General features: G+C 40.2%; 2 protein-coding genes. Both read left to right on the top strand.

What is annotated here, in order from left to right:
- On the top strand, positions 1-1046 hold a 1046-nt coding region (locus tag VXQ92_RS16025; protein WP_416682490.1), incomplete at its 5' end, for a hybrid sensor histidine kinase/response regulator.
- Positions 1047-1439: 393 nt separating this feature from the next.
- Positions 1440-2144, top strand: a 705-nt coding sequence (locus VXQ92_RS16020; protein ID WP_416682488.1) for a hypothetical protein, incomplete at its 3' end; no start/stop codon positions are given.

Raw genomic sequence — 2144 nt, 5'->3', positions numbered from 1 at the left:
AGCCTATGCATGCTGCTCGTCTGTTTAGTACAGTTCTTGAGCAAAGTATTTCGACCGAAGAAGACCGCCAGACCCTACAACAACTTGACCGAGCACTCTATGGAGCAGAAAGTATGCTCTCTGCCCTACTCGATATTGCGCGTTTGGAAGGCGGCACCATACAGCCAAAAAGACAACCTTATCCGTTGCATGATTTACTCAGTGATCTTGAGTTGCAGTTTAAATCGATCGCTGCTCAGCGAAATATCTCACTGAAAGTCCACGATGTGTCTTTCTGGATTGATACCGACCCGCAGTGGATTCGTCGTATTATCCAAAACTTTGTCAGTAATGCTTTGCGTTATACCGCCAAAGGTCGAGTGGTGGTGGGTGTACTCCGCTCTGCGCAGAAGTCTGGACATATTCGAATTGGGGTTTGGGATACTGGACCTGGTATTGCCGAAGAACAACGGATTAAGCTATTCCAAGAGTTTGAGCGCTGTGGGCATTTATCACCTTGGGGTGAACAAGGTTTAGGGCTAGGACTTGCCATCGTACAACGTATGACAGGTTTGCTAAATTACCCTGTTCATGTTTACTCAGAGTTGGGCAAAGGCTCATGCTTTATGATTGAAGTACCTATTGTCGAGCCACCAAAAGTTGCAACACCAGCTGTACAAGCCGTACCTTTAAAAACTAAAGCCTACCGTATTTTGTGCCTAGACAATGATGAAACTATTCTTGAAGGAATGAGTAGTTTATTAGGAAGATGGGGTTATCAAGTTTTCAAAGCGACTGAACCTGAACAGGCGCTAGAAATTATTCAAAAAGAGAATATTCAGGTTTGGCTCATTGACCAGCATTTAAACCACAATCAACTTGGGGTTGATTTTATTACTCAAAATCGTCAAGAAGATGTTCCTGTTGCCTTAATTACAGCGGACTCGCACCCTGAATTACCGCAGCAATTAAAAGAACTGAATATTGTTTTACTCAAAAAACCGTTAAAACCTGCTTCATTAAGAGCATGGTTATCTGGGCTTAAAATTGCCAGCACGACAGACTAATCATTTATCGCTTCCCAACCTTTAATAAGTTTGGGGAGCGGTTCTTGGCAAAAATGTTTGACTGAATTTAAGCCAATAGGCAGAACTGCTCAAAAAGTCTACTTTTACCCAGTAAATCATTGACCAAAATTTCCAATGCCTTTTTTTCTATGGCAAAGCCCACCTTTTTTGTAAGTGAACACTTGTATACTTAGTTACAATTTAATAAATCATTGTTTTTATAATAGATTATTTACAAAAAATCACCTTATACGACTTTAGTCGTATTCTACTTGCATTCTTCATGACACATAAATATTCAAAACGAATTTTTAAATTGTATAACGAATTATCAAATCGATTTCCAATCTATATAGCTTCACTGCTCTAGAATGAATGCAAAGGATAACTGCCATGAATATTTCTGATAACACCCCACACGGGCAACTCTCGTCTCAACAATTTTATCGTCAATACAGTGCCAATGCCTTACTTCCTGAGTTAGATTGGCAAAGTATTTTTCCGCATAGCAAGCTGAGCGAAGCACATATCAAAGCACTCAATACTATTTATCAGTGTGCTGTACCTCTCGCACTTAATGTATTTCATGATCTAAATTTTGATGTATTTGCGCCTGCTGCCTATCATCCGCAAGGCTTAGGTTTATTTGATAAATTAGCCCAACAAGAAGAGAACTTCTTAAAAGTTCTTACTGCTGAAAGTGAAAACCTTGACCATGAGACACGCCATCAAATCTGGAGTATGCTTCTACGCGGTGGCGCTGTTCTGGTTTTCAAGGCTTGGCTTGGTCATGTCAAACTCGGAGAAAACCTGTTAGATATGACTCAGTTCGATGAGCTTTCTGACTTGCTGTTTATTAAGACACCTCCACATCAACTTGCTGAACGTTTGCATGTAGATGAAAAAGCAAAACTTGACCATATCTTCTTAATGTATGGCAATGATATTTTCCTTGATCGGTTCAATAGCCTAGAAACCGCAGCTCTCTTTGTTGATTTAGGTGTTTATGATGCGGCTTTCTTAAGCTTGCGTGATGACCGCGTGGCTGAATATTTAAAAAGCAAAGGCTATGTGACCCAAGAACAAATTGATGATTTG

It is taken from the genome of Acinetobacter sp. 228 (assembly GCF_048147885.1).
The sequence above is the reverse complement of the archived record's forward strand: the minus strand, read 5'-3'. Positions and strand labels throughout refer to the sequence as shown.